Genomic DNA, 17,677 nt, shown 5'->3' on the forward strand with positions numbered 1-17,677 from the left:
TAGCGGTTTTGCCCCGCCCGCGTGTCTTTGCGCGGCGCCCAAGGAGCCCGCATGACCCAAGCCCCCATTGCCCGCCGCGCCCCTGGCGACGATCCCTACGTCTGGCTGGAAAACCGTGACGCCCCCGAGGTGCTGGCGCACCTGGAGGCCGAGAACGCCTACCTGGAAGCCCAACTGGCCCCCGAGGCCGCCCTGCGCGAGCAGCTGTTCGAGGAGATCCGCGCGCGCATTCGCGAGACGGACCTGTCCCTGCCCGTTCCCCGCGGCGACTATCTCTACTATCAGCGCACCCAGGCCGGTGACGAATACGGCCGCAACTATCGCTGCCGCCGCCCGTCCAACGGCGATCTGACGCCCGATCCGGCGACCGAAGAGCTGCTGTTCGACGGCAACGCCATCGCCGACGGCGGCTTTCTCTCCATCGGTCGCTTCACCATCAGCCCGGACCAGACCCGCCTTGCCTACAGCCTCGATCAGGTGGGCGATGAAACCTACCGGCTCTATGTAAAGGAGCTGGCCACCGGCCTGGTAACCGAACTGCCCTTCGAGGAATGCGACGGCAGCCTGACCTGGGCCAACGACAGCCGCACCCTGTTCTTTGGCGAGCGCGACGAATCCCATCGTCCGCACAAGCTCTATCGCTATCACCTGGGCGATGCCGAGCCGCAACTGGTTTTTCACGAGACCGATGGGCGCTTCTTTCTCGGCTGCTATCGTTCGAGCTCAGAGCGCAAGCTGCTGTTGCTGTCCCACAGCAAGACCACCAGCGAAGCCTGGGTGCTGGACGCGGACCGGCCGGACGAGGCCTTCGTCTGCCTGGCGCCACGCGAGGAAGGTCACGAGTACTTTCCCGATCATGGCGTCGATGGCTGGTACATCCGCAGCAACCAGGACGGCATCAACTTCGCCCTCTACCAGGCCGCCGAGAGCAGTCCCACCCGCGCGCACTGGCAACTGCTGGTGCCCCACGACCCCGAGGTGATGCTGGAGGATGCCAGCCTTGGCGCCCACGCCCTGGTGCTCAGCCTGCGTACCGCCGGACTGCCGATTCTGGAGGTCCGCCCCTATGGCCAGGCACCCTATCGCGTCGACCTGCCGGACGAGGTCTACAGCCTGGATGCCATGGACGTGCTGGAATTCGCCAGTCCGGTCATGCGCCTGCGCTACGAGGCGCTCAATCGCCCCGCCGAGATCCGCGAACTGGAGCTGGCCAGCGGCACCCAGCGGGTGCTCAAGCAGGTCCCGGTGGAAGGCCCGTTCGACGCCGACGCCTACGAGAGCCGCCGCCTGTGGGCCACCGCCGCCGATGGCACCCACATCCCCATCAGCCTGGTCGGTCGTCGCGACCTGCCGCAGAGCGCGCCGCTGTACCTCTATGGTTACGGCGCCTATGGCCACAGCCTCGATCCCTGGTTCTCCCACGCCCGCCTGAGCCTGCTGGATCGCGGCGTGCGCTTCGCCATCGCCCATGTCCGCGGCGGCGGCGAACTGGGTGAAGCCTGGTATCGCAGCGGCAAGCTGGAACACAAGCAGAACACCTTCGACGACTTCATCGCCTGCACCGAGCATCTCTTGGAACAGGGCCTGACGACGCCGCAACAGGTGGTCATCAGCGGCGGCAGCGCCGGGGGTCTGCTGATCGGCGCGGTCGTCAACCAGCGGCCCGAGCTCTATGCCGCCGCCATCGCCGAGGTTCCTTTCGTCGATGTGCTCAACACCATGCTCAAGCCGGATCTGCCGCTGACCGTGACCGAGTACGACGAATGGGGCGATCCGAACGAGCCTGAGGTGCGCGCGCGCATCGCCGGCTACGCGCCCTATGAAAACGTGAAGGCCCAGGCCTATCCGGCCATCCTCGCGGTGGCGGGCTATCACGACACTCGGGTGCAGTACTGGGAAGCCGCCAAGTGGGTGGCGCGGTTGCGCGAGCGGCGGACCGATCAGGCGCCCCTGCTCCTGCTCAAGACCGAATTCGGCGCCGGCCACGGCGGCATGAGCGGGCGTTATCAGGCCTTGCGCGACGTGGCCCTGGAATACGCCTTCGTCTTCCGGGTACTGGGCCTGACCGGCTAGGGAACGGCGGGGGCTCTGGGCAGGTCTTTTCCACAGCTAAAGGAGAATCTGCCATGCACCTAGATGCCCCCACTCCCCCTCTCGCTCCCCCGCCTCGCGACGCCGCTGCCATCAAGGGCGTCGAACGCCTGGCCTCCGTGGCTGGCGGTGGTCTGCTGATCAGCCGCGGCTTGGCGCGAGGCGGTCTGCTCGGCCTGCTGACCGGCGCCACCGGTGCCTGGCTGCTGAAACGTGGCCTGCGTGGTCACTGCTCGATCAAGCGCACCCTGACCAAGGTGCGTTTCGAGCGCGACGTCCGTCGCTCGCTGGCCTGGCATTCGGCGGCCTCCCAGACCCGCCGGGTCGTCATCGCCCGCCCCCGCGATGAGCTCTATCGCTTCTGGCGCGACTTCTCCAACCTGCCGATCTTCATGCGCCATATCGAACGCGTGGACGTGCTCAACGACCGCTATTCCCACTGGGTGGTCAAGGCGCCCATGGGGCGTTTCGAATGGGACGCCGAAGTCACCGACGACATCCCCGGCCAGTTGATCGGCTGGCGCTCGTGCGGGTACGCCGGCCTGAACAACCTGGGCTGGGTCAGCTTCGCCGACGTGCCCGGCGGCACCGAGGTGACGGCGGTCATGGCCTATGAGCCGCCGGCCGGTCGCCTCGGCCATCTGTTCGCCCGACTGCTGCGCCGCGACCCTGGCACCCGCATCGCCCAGGACCTGGCCGAGCTGAAGGTGCTGCTGGAGCGCGCCCATGCGGTCGGCGATCGCTATGGCGCCGTCGAGCGCACCTCGCACATGGAGTCGCCGCTGGGCTGACCTCCGGCTGTGCCGCGGCGTCTCCCTCGGGGACGCCGCCACCCTCCTTCCTGGCCATTGATTCCATCCTGGCTTATCTCCCAACGACCCCAAATCCCGCTTTGCGACACTTCGGTGACAACCGGCGTGCCGCCGCTTGCGACGCCTGGAAGGCCGATGTTAGCTTTCGAACAACGGAGCGATTAATGACAGCTCGATAACATCGCAGGCCAGCCGGTTTGACCAAGCCACTCTTCTTCCAAGCCCTCGAAGGCGCCTTCGCCGACCTCACCCCCACCGGCAAACGCGTCGCCGGCTATCTGTTGGCCAATCCGGAGAAGTTGCCCTTCGAGACCGCCGACAGCATCGCCCAGCGCACCAACACCACCGGCATCTCCGTGGGTCGGCTGCTGCGCTCGCTGGGCTATCGCAACCTCGACGAGGTCAAGCAGAGCCTGAGAGACGAAGGCCTGGAAGCCTGGCGCATCACCGACCGCTTCAGTGCCTTTCGCCAGCAGAGCGGACGCAGCGATGCGCTGGACCGCTCCCTGGCCGCCGAGCTCGCCGCCATCGAGGACGTCTACCAGCTGGCCCGCGGCCCGGTATTCGAACAGGTGGTCCGGCAGCTGACCGGCGCGGACGCGGTGTTCATCGCCGGTATCCAGACCACCCGCGGGGTGCTCGGCAGTTTTCACAGCCTGCTTGAATACATCCGGCCCAAGGCCTTCTACGTCGATGGCCTGTCGGGCACCTACGCCGACATCTTCAACAGTGGCTTCGCCCAGCCCTACCTGGTGGTAGCCGACTTTCGCGCCTATTCGAGTGTTGCTCGCAAGCTGTGCGAAGCCGCACGCGATGCCAGGCTGCCCATGGCGCTGATCACCGACTACCACTGTCCCTGGGCGCGGGACTATCCCGCCGACCTGCTGCAGCTGCGCCCGGAGGTCGACCAGTTCTGGGAGTCACCAGCGCCTCTCGCCTGCCTGCTCAACCTGCTGGTGTCAGCTGTGGCGGATCGCTCCGGCGATGCCCTGGAACAACGGGTGGCCAGCAACCGCGCCCTGCAGCAGCGCTTCGGGCAATTCGAATGAGCCCCGACACCCCTCTTTATTCCAAGGAAGCTCCCCGTACCGTGAACCATCCAGAACTCGTCGAGATCGACGCCCACCGCTACGGCGTGGACATCCACCTGGTCTATGCGACCGCCGACAACCTGGCCGGCAAGGTGCTCTACCAGGACGCCCACTGCCTGCTGCACCGGGATGCCGCCGCCCGCCTGCACCGCGCCAGCGCGCTGGCGCAACAGGCCGGTCTGCGCCTGCAGGTACTGGATGCCTACCGCCCGCCCTATGCCCAGCAACTGCTGTGGCGGGTGCTGCCCGACGCCCAGTACGTGAGCGATCCGGCGCAGGGTTCGCACCACAGCCGCGGCGTGGCCGTGGACGTGACCCTGCTCGACGAGGCCGGCGAGCCGCTGGACATGGGGACCGGCTTCGACGACATGCGTGAGCTGTCGCACCTGTTCAATCCGGCGCTGCCCGCCGCGGCCCAGCGCAACCGCCTGCTGCTGCTCGGCATCATGCAGAGCGCCGGCTTCACCTTCATCCCCAGCGAGTGGTGGCACTTCGAATTGCCCGATGCCCGGCGCTATGCGCTGATCGACTATCACCATCTCAGCCCGGAGGAGCTCGCCGCCCTGCTGAACTGATCCTGCCGGTGACCGGGTCATTCGAATCCGGCGCCGCGAGCCCTTCGCTCGACCACCTTGCCCACTGCCGAAACAACCATAAACCCAAACAATCCGAGGTACCGGCATGTTCTCGTCTTCGCGCACCTGCGTTTCATCGGCGTCCCGCGTGCTCGCCCTGGTTTCCCTGCTGGGCCTCGGCGCCTGGCAACCGGCCAGTGCCGCCACCGCGACCGACACCCTGGTCATCGGCAAGCCTGCGGATCTGCAGACCGTCGACCCGGGTGTGACCTTCGACAACAACGACTGGACCGTGACCTACCCGGCCTACCAGCGCCTGATGCGCTACAAGGTGGAAGACGGCAAGGGCAGCACCAACGTCGAGGGCGACCTGGCCAGCGGCTGGACCGTCTCCCCCGACAACCTGGTGTGGACCTTTACCCTCAAGCCCGGCAACAAATTCGACGATGGCAGCGAGGTCACCGCCGAGGCGGTCAAGTTCTCGGTCGAGCGCCTGATGAAGCTCAAGCAGGGCCCGTCCAGCATCTTCCCGGCGGACATGACGGTGACCGTGGTGGATCCGCAGACGATCAGATTCACCCTGCAGAAGCCCTTCGCGCCCTTCCTCTTCGCCCTGGCCCACGACGGCGCCAGCGTGATCAACCCCAAGGTGGCCAGCACCCACGGCAAGGACGTGGACGCCTGGCTGGCCGGCCATACCGCCGGCTCCGGCGCCTATCGCCTAGCCGCCTGGCAGAAGGGCCAGTCGCTGACCCTGGAGCCCAACCCGCATTACGCCGGCAAGGCACCCACGCTCAAGCAGGTGGTGATCCGCATCATCGCCGAGCCTTCGGTACGCCGCCTGCAACTGGAACAGGGCGATCTGGACATCATCGAGGACCTGCCCGAAGACCAGGTCAAGGCCCTGGCGCAAAAGTCCGGTTTCGTCACCACCGCCTACCCCTCGCTGCGGGTGACCTACCTCTACCTCAACAACAGGCGCGCGCCCATGAACGATGTGAATGCGCGCAAGGCGGTGGTCGATTCCCTCGACTACCAGGGCATCGTCGAAGGCATCGCCATGGGCAAGGCCAAGCTCATGAACGGCCCGATCCCGGACGGCATGTGGGGGCATGACCCGAGCCTGCCAATGCCCAAGCAGGACCTGGAAGCCGCCCAGGCCGCCCTGGGCAAGGCACCCAAGGTGCGGGAGCTGCAATTCCTCTACTCGGACAAGGACCCGGCCTGGGAGCCAATCGGCCTGACCCTGCAGGCCGGCCTGAGCACCCTCGGCGTCAACCTGAAGATGGAGAAGCTGGCCAACGCCACCTTCCGCGAACGCCTGGGCAAGGGCGATTTCGACGTCGCCATCGGCAACTGGAGTCCGGACTTCGCCGATCCCTACATGTTCATGAACTTCTGGTTCGACAGCACCAATGCGGGACTGGCGGGCAACCGCGCCTTCTACAGCAATCCCAAGGTGGACCAGCTGCTGCGCGACGCCGCCAGCGTCAGCGACGTGGTCCAGCGCAAGGCGCTGTACCAGGAGGCCCAGAAGATCGTGGTGGGCGACGCCGCCTACGCCTACCTCTACCAGAAGGCCTACACGGTGCCGATGCGCGCCGCGGTCAAGGGGTACGTGTTCAACCCCATGCTCGAGCAGGTCTTCGATTTCGCTGCGATGTCCAAGTAAGGGCGGCGGGTGCCGGCGCGCGCCGGCACCCGCCTCGCGAGGTATGCCATGACCTTCTTCCATCTGCTGCGCAAGCAGCTGACCGATATCCTCATTGTGGTGATCGGGGTATCCCTGATCACCTTCGTCATCTCCCACCTGATCCCGGGCGATCCGGCGCGACTGATCGCCGGCGAGCGTGCCAGTGACGCAATCGTCGCCGGTATCCGTCAGCAGCTGGGCCTGGACCTGCCGCTCTACCAGCAATACTTCCGCTACATGGGAGACCTGCTGCAGGGCGATCTGGGCCAGTCGATCCGCACCCATCGCCCGGTGCTGGAAGACCTGCAGCTGTTCTTTCCGGCCACCCTGGAGCTGGCCCTGGCGGCGCTGCTGCTGTCGATCCTGATCGGCGTTCCGCTGGGCGTACTCTCGGCGGTCTACAACAACCGCTGGATCGATCACATCAGCCGTACCCTGGCGGTGGCCGGCATCTCCACCCCGGCCTTCTGGCTGGGCCTGGGGCTGATCGTGCTGTTCTACGGCCACCTCGGCTGGCTGCCCGGCGGCGGACGCCTGGACCAGGGGCTGACGCCACCGCCCACGGTCACCGGCTTCTATCTGATCGACACCCTGCTGGCGGGCGATCTCACCGGCTTCGTCAGCGCGGCCAGGCACCTGCTGCTGCCGGCGGTGACCCTGGCCTTCGTCAACCTGGGCGTCATCACCCGACAGATCCGCGGCACCATGCTCGAACAGCTGGGCGAGGACTATATCCGCACCGCCCGCGCCTATGGCCTGTCGCAGACCACCGTGGTGCTGCGCCACGCGCTGCCCAATGCGCTGATTCCCTCCATCACGGTGATCGGCCTGGCCCTGGGCGACCTGCTCTATGGCGCGGTGCTCACCGAGACCGTATTCGCCTGGCCGGGCATGGGTGCCTACGTGGTCAAGTCGATCCAGGCGCTGGATTTCCCGGCGGTCATGGGCTTCGCCATCGTAGTGTCCTTCATCTACGTCCTGCTCAACCGCTTCATCGACCTGCTCTACCGGCTGGTCGATCCCCGCATCGGCAAGGTGAACTAGCATGACGACCCTGACCGCCTCGCGCCCCGGCTGGCGCGAGCAGACCGCCTGGCTGGCCTGGCGCATCCGCCGCAATCCGCTGATGCTCACGGGGCTGGTGATCACCCTGCTGGTGCTACTGTGCATGGTCGCCGCGCCCTGGCTCGCGCCCTATCAGCCCAACGCCCTGAAACTCACCGCCCGCCTGCAGGCACCCAGCGCCCTGCACTGGTTCGGCACCGACGAGGTGGGTCGCGACCTGCTCAGCCGGGTGATCTACGGCAGCCGCCAGTCGGTGGGCGTCGGCCTGTTCGTGGCCTTTGCCGCCTGCGCCATCGGCGGGCTGCTCGGCTGCCTGTCGGGCATCGTCGGCGGCGCCTTCGACCGCCTGATGATGCGCCTGATGGACATCATCCTCTCGGTGCCTTCGCTGGTGCTGATCATGGCCCTGGCCGCAGCCCTCGGGCCGAGCCTGTTCAACGCCATGCTGGCCATCACCCTGGTGCGCATCCCCTTCTATGTGCGCCTGGCGCGCGGCCAGACCCTGAGCATCCGCCAGCTGGCCTATGTCCAGGCCGCACGCACCTTCGGCGCCGGCAAGTGGCACCTGGTGCACTGGCACGTGGCGCGCAACGCCTTGCCGCCGCTGCTGGTGCAATTCAGCCTGGATATCGGCAACGCCATCCTCATGGCCTCGGCGCTGGGCTTCATCGGGCTGGGTGCCCAGCCGCCCACCGCGGAATGGGGCGTGATGGTCGCCAGCGGCCGCAATTTCATCCTCGACCAGTGGTGGTACTCGACCTTCCCGGGCCTGGCGATCCTGGTTACCGCCATCGGTTTCAACCTGCTGGGCGATGGCATCCGCGATCTGCTCGATCCTCGCCAAAAGGGCAAATGACATGGGCCAGCCCGTTCTGCACATCGACCAGTTGAATCTGGAATTTCCCGGCTTTCGCAGCAGCGCCAAGGCGCTCAACGGCGTCAGCCTGAACGTGGCCCCCGGCGAGATCGTCGGCGTGGTGGGCGAGTCCGGCTCGGGCAAGTCGGTCACCGCCATGCTCACCCTCGGCCTGTTGCCCCCCGGCAGCTACCGGGTCACCGGCGGCAGCGTCAACCTGGTGGGTCACGACATGCTCGCCTTGAGCGAGCGCCAGCTGATGGAAGTGCGCGGCCGCGAGGCGGCGATGATCTTCCAGGAGCCGATGACCGCGCTCAATCCGACACGGCGCATCGGTCGCCAGCTGCTGGACGTGATCCGCCGCCATACCGCGCTGGATGCCGCCCAGGCCCGCGCCAGGGCGATCGAGTTGCTCAAGGACATGCACATCGCCGATCCCGAGCAGATCCTCGAACGCTATCCCTTCGAACTGTCCGGCGGCATGCGCCAGCGCATCATGATCGCCCTGGCCTTCTCCTGCGATCCGCAGCTGCTGATCGCCGATGAGCCGACCACTGCGCTGGACGTCACGGTGCAGCGCCAGGTGCTGCTCCTGCTGCGCGAGAAGGCGCGGGCGCGGGGCACCGCCATCCTGCTGATCACCCATGACATGGCGCTGGTCTCGCAATTCTGCGACCGCGTCTATGTGATGTACGCCGGCGGCATCGTCGAACAGGGAGCCACCGCGGCGGTCATGCAGGCCCCCCGGCATCCCTATACCCAAGGCCTACTGGCCTGCCTGCCGGAAAAGGCGGTGCCGGGCAGCGATCTGGCCAGCATCCCCGGACAGGTGCCCAACCTGGCCCAGCTGCCTGGTGGCTGCAGCTTCAAGGAGCGTTGCAGCCGGCGCCATGAGCGCTGCGAGACACGCCCCGCGCTGCTGCCGACGGACACCCCCGATCACCTGAGCGCCTGCTGGCTGCAGGCGGAGGACGCCCCGGCATGAACACCCTTTCTCCGCCCGCCGTACCCTTGCTGGAGCTCAAGGGCATCGAGGTTCGCTATCCGGTGGGCCGCGACTGGCTCGGGCGCACCAAGGGCCAGGCCCATGCCCTCAACGGCATCGACCTGCGGCTCTTTCCCGGCGAAACGCTGGGCGTGCTCGGTGAATCCGGCTGCGGCAAGAGCACCCTGGCCCAGGTCCTGATGGGGCTGGTGGCGCCGGTGAGCGGCACCCTCGCCGGCGCCGCCCGTGGCGAACGCAACATCCAGATCGTCTTCCAGGACCCGCAGTCCTCGCTGGACCCGCGCCTGCCAGTGTGGAAGCTGATCACCGAACCGCTGGTGGTGCGGGGTCGCAGCTCCTCTGCCGAATTGCGCGCCCTGGCCGAGCGCCTGGCGCTGCAGGTCGGTATCCGTCCCGAATACCTGGATCGCTACCCGCATCAGTTCTCCGGCGGTCAGCGCCAGCGCATCGCCATCGCCCGGGCGCTGTCGTCGGATCCGGACATCATCATCCTCGACGAACCCACCTCGGCGCTGGATATCTCGGTGCAGGCACAAATCCTCAACCTGCTGGCCCAGCTGCAGCGCGAGCGCGGCCTGACCTTCGTGCTGATCTCCCACAACGTCTCGGTGGTGCGCCACCTGGCCGACCGGGTAGCGGTGATGTACCTGGGGCAGATCGTCGAACTGGGGGCGGCGGCTGAGGTGCTGGAACACCCGAGTCATCCCTATACCCGGCTCTTGCTGGAGGCGGTGCCGCGCCTGGATCAGCCGCTCACCGGCGATGCCGCCGCGCAGCGTACCGAGTTGCCGGGCAACCGGGTGCTGCCGAGCGGCTGCTTCTTTCGGGATCGCTGTCCCCAGGCGGGTACCGGTTGCGAGCACCCTCAGGCGCTGTTGCCAGGCAGATTGGCGGAGGTCCGCTGCCATCGGGTGGCGGGTCTTACGACGCCGCTACGGAACAGCCCCGCAGTGGTCTGAGGCCGGGATCAGCCCGCACGAAAGATCAGATAGTCTTCCCAGTCGTCTTCGGCGACCTGGGTCTCGCTGAGCATGCGGCCGGACTGGGAGATGCCGGCCTTGTGCACCGCCTCGGGGTCGTCGCAGATCAGCGGGTGCCATTCCGGCAGGTCCTTGCCTTCGGCCACCAGGCGATAGCCACAGGTGGGCGGCAGCCAGGCGAACTGGTCGGCCTGGGCTGGGGTGAGCTGGATGCAGTCGGGGACGAAGCGGGTGCGCTCGGCGTAGCGGCTGCACTGGCAGGTCTTGAGATCCAGCAGCTTGCAGGCGATGCGCGTGTAATAGACGGCGCCGTCGTCCTCGTCTTCGAGTTTCTGCAGGCAGCACAGGCCACAGCCGTCGCACAGCGACTCCCACTCCTGGGCATCGAGCTGGTCGAGGGTCTTGCGCTTCCAGAACGGCTGGGTGATGGCGGCCATGGCGGGGATCGTGGCAAAGAGAGGGGGCGCGCAGTCTAGTGCCGCACGCCGCGAGCGCCAAGCACCGTTCGCGCCCTTGTCGACTCCGCCCGGCCGGATTACCGTGCCAGATTCCCTTTCCTCCGTGGTGAAGCCATGACCAGCACCAGCCGTACTCCGCAATACCCCGTCGACGCGCAATTCGTGCAGCGCTGGTCGCCGCGCGCCTTCGAACCGGTCGCCATCGAGGAAGAGACGCTGCTCGGCTTCATCGAGGCCGCACGCTGGGCGCCCTCGGCCTTCAATGCCCAGCCCTGGCGCTTTCTCTATGCACGGCGCGGCGATGCCCACTGGGAGCTGTTCCTGAGTCTGCTGGCCGAATTCAATCGTGGCTGGGCGCAACACGCTTCGGCCCTGGTGATCATCCTGTCGAAGACCACCCTGCTGCGCGCCAGCAGCGGTGAGGAGGTCCCCTTCCCCAGCCACAGTTTCGATGCAGGTGCGGCCTGGGCCTACCTCGCGCTGCAGGCGACCAATGCCGGCTGGCACGCCCACGGCATGGCCGGGATCGACCGCGAAGGCATCCAGCGCGAACTCAAGGTGCCGGCGGCGTTCAAGGTCGAGCTGGCGGTGGCCATTGGCAAGCTGGGCGACAAGGCCAGCCTGCCGGAGTCCCTGCAGGGGCGCGAGCTGCCCAGCCCACGCCTGACCGTCGAGGAGCTGGCGGTGGCCGGCCCCTATACCTTCGGCTGAGCGGCGAGCTCGACGGCGCCGCGCAGGGGCTGCCCCTGTTGCAGGCGCTGGAGATTGTCGAGGAACAACCGGACGGCCGCCGCCGGTGGCGTGGGTCCGGCGACATGGGCGGTGAGGTGCAGATTGGGCGTCTGCCAGAAGGGATGCTCGATCGGCAGCGGCTCCTGACGGAACACGTCCAGTACCGCCCCGGCCAGGTGGCCGCTTTCCAGTGCGGCGATCAGATCGGTGTCCACCACGCTGGTGCCGCGTCCGGCATTGATGAACAAGACGCCGGCAGGCACGGCGGCGAAGAAGGCCGCGTCGTAGAGATCGCGGGTGCTGGCGCTGTCCGGCAGCAGATTGACAACGAAGTCCGCCTCCCGCGCCGCCTGGTGCAGCTCTGAGAGCGGCACCACCCGGTCAAAGCCAGGCAAGGTTCGCGCACTGCGGGCGACGCCGGTGAGGCTCATGCCGAACGGCGCGAACAGGCGGGCGATGTCCTGGCCTATGTCCCCTGTCCCGACCAGCAACAGGCGCCGCCCGGCGAGGGTGCCTGGCGCCCGGGTATCCCAACGCCCTTCCCGCTGACTGAGCTGACGCGCCGCCACCTGGCGCTCATGCTGCAGCAGATAGGTCAGGACGTATTCGCCGATGCTCTGGCCGAACAGACCCACCGCCCGACTGAAGCGATAGTCGCATGGCAGCTCCGCGGCCAGCAGCGGCGCATAGCCGGCCCAGGTGGATTGCAGCCAGAGCGGCTTTACGCCCTGGCGCAGCAGGGCCGCAGCGCGATCGGGTTGGCCGAGCCAGTAGCACGGTTGCTGCGCCAGACGCACGGCCGCAGCCGGGTCCGCCGGCACCTGCAGGTCCAGCTCCGGCGCCAGCTGGCGCCAGGCATCGACATAGCCGGCCGGCGCGTCTTCCAGCAGCAGGACGGCGGTCATAGCGGATCGTTGAGACGCAGCAGTTCTTCGGGCAGGTGCTCGATATAGTCGTCGCGCTCCAGCTCCGGCGGCGGCATCTGCAGGTGGTAGCCCTGCTTGGCGATGTTCTCGAGGACCTTGGCGACGTCTTCTCGCGCCAGCTTGCGCTCGGGGGTCAGCACGAATTCGAAGGCCAGAGCCGGAGGGCCGAAGGCCGTGAGCAGGCCCTCGGGGACAGGTGTCAGGCCCTTGAGCTTGTCGACGTAGAGGTACATTTCCGGCTTGCGCGGGCTTCGGTAGATGGAGCACAGCAATTTCATGGGGTGTCTTCCAGGGGCGCTGGCGGGGTGCGCTGCGCCTGCAGGTGATCGAGAAGGGCCTGGCCGAAGCGCTCGCGACGCCAGCCCCGCAGGTTGTCGGGCAACTGATAGTCGCCATCGGGCCAGCCGGTGCGCAGCAGGGCTTCGAGCACCTTCTTGCGCAGCATCAGTTCCGGCGCCATGCCCAGTGCCTCGGCGTCCCGTTCGCCGATGGCGCGCAAGGCCTTGAGCAGGGGCGACGCCTCATGGGGCAAGGGCTCGGACTGCAGCGCCGGCCATTGCTCTGCCGGGGTGGCCGCGCCTTCGGCGATCAGCGCCAGCAGGGTATCGCCATCCTGGCGCACGGTGCGCGGGTGCATGTCGTCGATGCGCGCCAGGGCCTGCTTGTCGGTGGGCTGGAAACGCGCCAGCGGCCACAGCGAGCGTTCACGCAGGACATGGTTGCGCGGCTGGTCGCGCTCGCGGGCCTGGACCTCGCGCCAGTGGCAGAGCACCCGCAGCACCGCCAGTTGCTGACGCGACAGGCGCCAGGCCAGCTTGACATCGCGATAGGCTTCCCAGGGATCGCTGACGCGGCGCAGATTGGCCACCAGCTCGGCGCCATCCTCCAGCAACCAGGCCCGCCGCTGGTCATCCAGCCGCGCATCGAGATAGAGGTAGACGTCGACCAGATAGGTCACGTCGGCCGCCGCATAACGCTCCTGCAGGGGCGTCAGGGGGCGTTGCAGCCAGTCGGAGCGGGTCTCGTCCTTCGGTATGTCGATCTTGAGCACTTCGGCGACCAGCCGCGAATACCCCATGGAATGCGCCAGGCCCAGATAGGCCGCCGCCAGTTGGGTGTCGTACAGCGGTTGGGGCAGGCTGCCGGTCAGGCGCAGCAACACTTCCAGGTCTTCGCTGCAGGCGTGCAGCACCTTGACCACGGCCGGGTCTTCCAGCAGCGCGGCGAAGGGTGTCCAGTCGCCGATGCACAGGGGATCGACCAGGTAGGCCTGTTCGCCGTCGCCGATCTGGATCAGGCCGGCCTTGGGATAGAAGGTGTCGACCCGCATGAATTCGGTGTCGAGGGCGATGAAGGGCAAGGTCTGGCAGCGCGCGCAGAGGGCGGCCAGCGCCGCGTCGTCGCGGATCCAGTGAGGGGCAGAAGTCAAGGGCGCACTCCGAACAGATGAGCCGACAGTATAAGCCACCCTGGCACGATCTTCGGTGCCGCTCGACCCGCCTTTCCGGTACCGGAACGCATGGCATTCAGCGCCTTTCCAGGCGGGTTCGTCGGATGAACGCCGGCTGACCGCCCCGAACCAAACGTGACCGAATAGTTTTTTTTGTATTCGCAAGCAGGGCCTGCTAAAAGCTGAGTGTGCGCAGGTACTCACTCGGACTTGGGAATCCGCGGAGGTAAGCGCTTCTCGCCTTTCAATGGAGCTGCAAGAGCATGAAAACAATAAAACTGACCCTACTTGCATTGGCCGTTTCGAGCGCTTCCGGCTATGCCCTGGCGAACGGTCTGGCTATCAACGAACAAAGTGTCAGCGGGATGGGTACTTCCTTCGCCGGACGCTCTTCCTCCGCGCAGGACGCCTCCACCATCTATGGCAACCCGGCCGGCATGTCGCGCCTGGGTCGCGAGGTGTCCCTGGGCGGTGCCTACATCCATGCCAAGATCGACATCAAGGATGCCAGCGGCCGCTATGCCAACGGCCAGGCCGTTCAGGGCAGCAACGACGGCGACATGGTGCCCAACTCGGTGGTGCCCTTCGGCTACTTCGTGACCCCGGTGGATGACCGCCTGCACTTCGGCCTGGGTGTGTATGTCCCCTATGCGCTGATCAGCAACTACGAGCACGCCTTCCAGGGTCGCTACCAGGGTCAGGCGAGCAAGGTGGAAGTCATCACCATCCAGCCCACCGTCAGCTACAAGATCACCGACAAGGTCTCCATCGGCTTCGGTCCGACCATCAACCGCATCGAAGGCAAGCTCAACAGCAACGTCAACTTCGGCAGCACCCAGGATGGCCAGGTCAAGATCGACGGCGACGACACCGCCTACGGCTTCAACGTCGGCCTGCTCGCGGACCTGACCGATGACCTGACCTTCGGCCTGACCTACCACTCCAAGGTCACCTACAAGCTCAAGGGCAACACCGAGGTCACCGGCGCCAACAGCCAGGCCAGCCCGATCACCAACGCCCTGGTCAGCCGACTCAACGGCAAGTATGACGCCAGCCTCAACATCACCCTGCCGGAAAGCAGCGACGCCTCCTTCACCTACCGACTGAACAACGACTGGACGATGTACGCCGGTGCCACCTGGACCCGCTGGAGTCGCCTCAAGTCGATCGACGTGGAGAACGAGGGCACCCCCACCCTGCCGGTGCTGGGTTCGCCCCTGGCGACCGTGACGGAAGAGCTCAACTGGAAGGACACCTGGTCCTACGCCGTTGGCGCGGCCTATCAGCTGAATCCCCAGTGGGTGCTGCGCGCGGGCATGGCCATCGACCCCTCGCCGGCCGACAACGGCAACCGCAACGTGCGCATCCCGGTGGGCGATCGCAAGACCTTCTCGGTGGGCGCCGGCTGGTCGCCGACCAAGGACATGACCATCGACGTCGCCTATGCCTACCTCTGGGAAGACGACGTGTCGATCAATCGCCCCGCCACCTCCACCAAGGCCGGCTACAGCGCCAAGTACGACAACAGCGCCCACGGTCTGGGTGCCCAGCTGACCTATCGCTTCTAAGCATCAGGGTCCGCTACCGAAGCCGCCGCCAGGCGGCTTCGTGCTTTTCAGGCTATCGATCGAGCTACGGCTACCTGCAGCGACGGCTGAAACTGGTATCAGGCTAAGCCCTGAGCGCCCAGAGGCCCTGTTCCTGCTCGGCGTACCAGCGCTGGAAGTCGTCCAGCGACAGGGCACCGGCCACCAGTTGGCCCTGGATCTGGTCGCAGCCCAGATCGGTGAGCACCTCCAGGGCCTGGCGGGTTTCCACGCCTTCGGCCACCACCCGCAACCCGCGCAACTGGCCCAGCTGGACCAGCAGCCTGATCACCTCCTGATCCCCGGGCAGCTGGCAGTGCTCGATGAACTGGCGGTCGATCTTCAGCTCGTCGATGGGAAAGCTGCTCAGGCAGGCCAGCGAGGAGTGCCCGGCGCCGAAGTCGTCCAGCGACAATTCGAAACCCATGGCCTTGAGCTGGCGCAGGCAGTCGAGCACCTGCACCGGATTGCTCATGGCGCGGGATTCGGTGATTTCCAGGCAGAAGCCGGCGGCCATGGCGCCGGTCTCGTCCAGCAGCCGGCCGATGCGGGCGATGAAGGCCGGGTGCTCCAGGTCCAGCAGCGACAGATTGACGTTGAGCTTGAGGGCGCCCAGCTGCCGCTCCCGTTGCAGGCGCATGCAGCGCTCCAGCACCCAGAGGGTGATGTCGCAGATCTTGCGACTCTGTTCGGCGATGCCGACGAAGGCGTCCGGCTTGAGCAGGCCCAGTTCCGGATGCTGCCAGCGGATCAGCACCTCGGCGCCCTCGACGCGGCCGTCGGGCAGCGCGATCTTGGGTTGCAGATAGAGCCGCAGCTGATCGTGGTCCACGGCCAGGTCCAGGGCGTCGAGCATGGCGATGCCGAGCTGCCGCTGACGTTCCTGGTCCGGGTCATGGAAGGCGAAGGGCAGCTGACGCCGGCGCGCGTCCTGCAGCGCGGTCTCGGCGTTGGCCAGCAGGGCTTCGGCGCTGCCGCCATGCTCAGGGTAGCAGGCGATGCCAAAGGTGATGCGCAGGGACACCCGCTGGTTGCCGCTGACGAAGGGCTTCTCCACCAGGTTGCGCAGCGACAGCAGCGCCGCCTCCGCCGAGGCGTCGTCGAACCAGGGCAGCAAGAGGACGAAGGTGTCGGCGCCGATCCGCGCCACGCCATTCTCTTCCGGCGCCGCGACCCTCAACCGGCGGGCCAGGTGGCGCAGGATCTTGTCGCCGCCTTCCTGGCCGAGCAATTCGTTGATGTTGCGGAAGTTGGCCACGTCCAGCAGCAGCACGGCGAAGCGTCCGGCTGCGGCGCGCTCGATGCGCTGGCGGATTTCCAGCACCAGCCGCACCTGATTGGGCAGGCGGGTGAGCATGTCGCGAAAGGCCAGCTGGCTGATGCGCCGCTCGCGCGCGGCCAAGGCGGCGCCCATCTGGTTCATGGCGCGGCCCAGCCGGCCGACCGGATCGCGACCTTCCTTGAGCCCCAGTTGATAGTCACCGTCGGCGATACGTTCGGTGGCCTGCCCGAGACGGGCCAGATAGCGATTGAGCGCGCCAGCCAGAATTCGGCTGACCAGGGCGCCCATCGCGAAGATGATCGCCCCTATGAGCAGCGAATCCAGCAGAGCCGACTGCTCCGCCGCTGCTATTCCTTCCATGAACATGTCCGCCCCTATGACGACTGCTTGCCCGTCCTGTCCTGGAATGGCCAGGAACAGGGAACGGAAACTGCCAAAGTTATCCTGATACTCCGCGAAACGCGGTTGATGATCGGCAAACACCGCACCGAGTTCCGGGGGGGCCTGATCGTAGAGCTGGCGATAGTCGCCGAAGTAGCCGACGCGGATTTCCTCCTCGTTGGCCGAATCCATGATGAAGCGAAAGTCTGACCCTTCCTTGACGAAGGCATAGAGCGAGGCCAGTCCGGCCTTGCGGGCATAGCGATCCAGGGTGATCAGGGTTCGCTGGTAGCGCTCCGGGTCCGCCTTGGCCGGGTCCTGCAACTGGGCGAGATAGTCTTCGCCGAGGATCTCCGGCAGCGCCAGGGCCGCGCTCATCAGGCGATAGTCGATGCTCTGGCTGCTGGCGTCGCGCGCCTGGCGATAGCTGTGCAGGGTGAACAGCAGGGTACCCAGGGCGTCCACCAGGATGAACGCCAGAAAGAACTTGGCGAACAGGCTGCGAGGCTTGAGGCGGAGCCGCGACGCGGGGGCGACTTCCCGGGGCGAGGCGGCGCTGTGAGGCGCATCGGTCATTGGGGCTCCTTGTCCAGCTGACGACGACTCCCTCTGGATCCGCACGTGCCGAGGTGGCTTCGCTGGGCGCGCAACCAGGCGCCTTATTAACCCGTTAACCCGGGTCGTTCAAGGACG

General features: G+C 66.7%; 16 protein-coding genes. 11 read left to right on the forward strand and 5 right to left on the reverse strand.

Features of this window, described 5'->3' with window-relative positions; genetic code table 11:
* Positions 1-51 precede the first annotated feature (51 nt).
* From POR01S_RS11025 to POR01S_RS11065, 9 genes are all read left to right on the forward strand, one after another.
* On the forward strand, positions 52-2,073 hold the full coding sequence (locus tag POR01S_RS11025) for a S9 family peptidase (RefSeq protein WP_042135830.1): 2,022 nt from the start codon (positions 52-54) through the stop codon (positions 2,071-2,073).
* Between the two features lie 53 nt (positions 2,074-2,126).
* Positions 2,127-2,882, forward strand: coding sequence for an SRPBCC family protein (locus tag POR01S_RS11030; RefSeq protein WP_042135831.1), 756 nt, complete (start codon positions 2,127-2,129; stop codon positions 2,880-2,882).
* Between the two features lie 218 nt (positions 2,883-3,100).
* Complete coding sequence (locus POR01S_RS11035) at positions 3,101-3,952, forward strand: MurR/RpiR family transcriptional regulator (protein WP_042135834.1); 852 nt, start codon at positions 3,101-3,103, stop codon at positions 3,950-3,952.
* Between the two features lie 41 nt (positions 3,953-3,993).
* Positions 3,994-4,569: a D-alanyl-D-alanine dipeptidase gene (gene ddpX / locus POR01S_RS11040; RefSeq protein WP_042135836.1), complete on the forward strand. Its 576-nt coding sequence runs from the start codon at positions 3,994-3,996 to the stop codon at positions 4,567-4,569.
* A 106-nt stretch (positions 4,570-4,675) separates the two neighbouring features.
* Positions 4,676-6,241 (forward strand): ABC transporter substrate-binding protein, encoded by a 1,566-nt coding sequence (locus POR01S_RS11045; RefSeq protein ID WP_042135838.1) that lies wholly within the window; start codon positions 4,676-4,678, stop codon positions 6,239-6,241.
* A 48-nt stretch (positions 6,242-6,289) separates the two neighbouring features.
* Positions 6,290-7,306: an ABC transporter permease gene (locus tag POR01S_RS11050; protein WP_042135840.1), complete on the forward strand. Its 1,017-nt coding sequence runs from the start codon at positions 6,290-6,292 to the stop codon at positions 7,304-7,306.
* Between the two features lies 1 nt (position 7,307).
* Positions 7,308-8,183, forward strand: a complete 876-nt coding sequence (gene ddpC, locus POR01S_RS11055) for a D,D-dipeptide ABC transporter permease (protein WP_042135842.1) — start codon at positions 7,308-7,310, stop codon at positions 8,181-8,183.
* Position 8,184: 1 nt separating this feature from the next.
* Positions 8,185-9,168 carry an ABC transporter ATP-binding protein gene (locus POR01S_RS11060; protein WP_042135844.1) on the forward strand — a complete coding sequence of 328 codons (984 nt, stop codon included), beginning with the start codon at positions 8,185-8,187 and terminating at the stop codon, positions 9,166-9,168.
* Positions 9,165-10,148 (forward strand): oligopeptide/dipeptide ABC transporter ATP-binding protein, encoded by a 984-nt coding sequence (locus POR01S_RS11065; RefSeq protein WP_042135846.1) that lies wholly within the window; start codon positions 9,165-9,167, stop codon positions 10,146-10,148. Before POR01S_RS11060 ends, POR01S_RS11065 begins: the two co-directional genes overlap by 4 nt.
* An 8-nt stretch (positions 10,149-10,156) precedes the next feature.
* Here the strand turns inward: POR01S_RS11065 and POR01S_RS11070 are convergent, their stop codons facing one another.
* On the reverse strand, positions 10,157-10,606 hold the full coding sequence (locus POR01S_RS11070) for a YcgN family cysteine cluster protein (RefSeq protein ID WP_007159211.1): 450 nt from the start codon (positions 10,604-10,606) through the stop codon (positions 10,157-10,159).
* Positions 10,607-10,741: 135 nt separating this feature from the next.
* Here POR01S_RS11070 and POR01S_RS11075 point away from each other — a divergent pair, with 135 nt between their 5' ends.
* Positions 10,742-11,338: a nitroreductase family protein gene (locus tag POR01S_RS11075; RefSeq protein ID WP_027596916.1), complete on the forward strand. Its 597-nt coding sequence runs from the start codon at positions 10,742-10,744 to the stop codon at positions 11,336-11,338.
* On the opposite strand, the gene POR01S_RS11080 is transcribed toward POR01S_RS11075, so the two are convergent.
* Genes POR01S_RS11080 through rnd form a run of 3 tightly spaced genes read right to left on the reverse strand, consistent with a single transcriptional unit; the run spans position 11,323 to position 13,714 of the window.
* Positions 11,323-12,264, reverse strand: coding sequence for a D-2-hydroxyacid dehydrogenase (locus POR01S_RS11080; protein WP_042135849.1), 942 nt, complete (start codon positions 12,262-12,264; stop codon positions 11,323-11,325). The genes POR01S_RS11075 and POR01S_RS11080 overlap by 16 nt on opposite strands.
* Positions 12,261-12,563, reverse strand: coding sequence for a YcgL domain-containing protein (locus tag POR01S_RS11085; protein ID WP_027596918.1), 303 nt, complete (start codon positions 12,561-12,563; stop codon positions 12,261-12,263). Before POR01S_RS11085 ends, POR01S_RS11080 begins: the two co-directional genes overlap by 4 nt.
* Positions 12,560-13,714: a ribonuclease D gene (gene rnd / locus POR01S_RS11090; RefSeq protein WP_027596919.1), complete on the reverse strand. Its 1,155-nt coding sequence runs from the start codon at positions 13,712-13,714 to the stop codon at positions 12,560-12,562. The genes POR01S_RS11085 and rnd overlap by 4 nt, the downstream gene beginning before the upstream one ends.
* A gap of 284 nt (positions 13,715-13,998) precedes the next feature.
* Here rnd and POR01S_RS11095 point away from each other — a divergent pair, with 284 nt between their 5' ends.
* Positions 13,999-15,303: an OmpP1/FadL family transporter gene (locus POR01S_RS11095; protein ID WP_027602701.1), complete on the forward strand. Its 1,305-nt coding sequence runs from the start codon at positions 13,999-14,001 to the stop codon at positions 15,301-15,303.
* 103 nt (positions 15,304-15,406) lie between these two features.
* Here the strand turns inward: POR01S_RS11095 and POR01S_RS11100 are convergent, their stop codons facing one another.
* Positions 15,407-17,560, reverse strand: a complete 2,154-nt coding sequence (locus tag POR01S_RS11100) for a putative bifunctional diguanylate cyclase/phosphodiesterase (RefSeq protein WP_042135851.1) — start codon at positions 17,558-17,560, stop codon at positions 15,407-15,409.
* Positions 17,561-17,677: the final 117 nt, after the last annotated feature.

The sequence above is a fragment of the Pseudomonas oryzihabitans NBRC 102199 genome (assembly GCF_000730625.1).
In the GTDB taxonomy this organism is placed as follows: Bacteria; Pseudomonadota; Gammaproteobacteria; order Pseudomonadales; family Pseudomonadaceae; genus Chryseomonas; species Chryseomonas oryzihabitans.

Excerpts from the sequence above, each read along its gene's own strand:
- POR01S_RS11025 (WP_042135830.1), top strand. The coding sequence starts at position 52 with ATGACCCAAGCCCCCATTGCCCGCCGCGCCCCTGGCGACGATCCCTAC.
- POR01S_RS11030 (WP_042135831.1), top strand. The coding sequence starts at position 2,127 with ATGCACCTAGATGCCCCCACTCCCCCTCTCGCTCCCCCGCCTCGCGAC.
- POR01S_RS11045 (WP_042135838.1), top strand. The coding sequence starts at position 4,676 with ATGTTCTCGTCTTCGCGCACCTGCGTTTCATCGGCGTCCCGCGTGCTC.
- POR01S_RS11050 (WP_042135840.1), top strand. The coding sequence starts at position 6,290 with ATGACCTTCTTCCATCTGCTGCGCAAGCAGCTGACCGATATCCTCATT.
- ddpC (WP_042135842.1), top strand. The coding sequence starts at position 7,308 with ATGACGACCCTGACCGCCTCGCGCCCCGGCTGGCGCGAGCAGACCGCC.
- POR01S_RS11060 (WP_042135844.1), top strand. The coding sequence starts at position 8,185 with ATGGGCCAGCCCGTTCTGCACATCGACCAGTTGAATCTGGAATTTCCC.
- POR01S_RS11065 (WP_042135846.1), top strand. The coding sequence starts at position 9,165 with ATGAACACCCTTTCTCCGCCCGCCGTACCCTTGCTGGAGCTCAAGGGC.
- POR01S_RS11070 (WP_007159211.1), bottom strand. The coding sequence starts at position 10,606 with ATGGCCGCCATCACCCAGCCGTTCTGGAAGCGCAAGACCCTCGACCAG.
- POR01S_RS11075 (WP_027596916.1), top strand. The coding sequence starts at position 10,742 with ATGACCAGCACCAGCCGTACTCCGCAATACCCCGTCGACGCGCAATTC.
- POR01S_RS11080 (WP_042135849.1), bottom strand. The coding sequence starts at position 12,264 with ATGACCGCCGTCCTGCTGCTGGAAGACGCGCCGGCCGGCTATGTCGAT.
- POR01S_RS11085 (WP_027596918.1), bottom strand. The coding sequence starts at position 12,563 with ATGAAATTGCTGTGCTCCATCTACCGAAGCCCGCGCAAGCCGGAAATG.
- POR01S_RS11095 (WP_027602701.1), top strand. The coding sequence starts at position 13,999 with ATGAAAACAATAAAACTGACCCTACTTGCATTGGCCGTTTCGAGCGCT.
- POR01S_RS11100 (WP_042135851.1), bottom strand. The coding sequence starts at position 17,560 with ATGACCGATGCGCCTCACAGCGCCGCCTCGCCCCGGGAAGTCGCCCCC.